Raw genomic sequence first — 236 nt, 5'->3', positions numbered from 1 at the left:
TTCCTGTTGGGGAAAGTAAAACGGGGTCTCGGACAGGCGTCTCAGAAGCTGGGAAGCGTAAGGGATGAAAGACCTGCGTCCCAGGATGAATTTGAGTTGGATGGCGTCCTCTGCCTCACGGAGCAGCTGTTTGACCTGATAAATGCTTCCCCTTGCCCTCAACCCGCTGGATATGCTTACATCCAGCAATGAGCCGTCACCTAGCGGACGGAACACATGGGAAGGATGTGTTTCCC

Annotated in this window: 1 protein-coding gene; it reads right to left on the bottom strand. The window is 54.2% G+C overall.

The window, feature by feature from the left end; translation table 11 throughout:
• Window positions 1–189, bottom strand: a 189-nt coding sequence (locus LK536_RS59115) for a hypothetical protein (RefSeq protein ID WP_506092376.1), incomplete at its 3' end; no start/stop codon positions are given.
• Window positions 190–236: the final 47 nt, after the last annotated feature.

It is taken from the genome of Clostridium pacaense (assembly GCF_020709765.2).
Classification (GTDB): Bacteria; Bacillota; Clostridia; order Lachnospirales; family Lachnospiraceae; genus Enterocloster; species Enterocloster hominis.
This window is presented reverse-complemented; position numbering and strand designations above follow the sequence as displayed.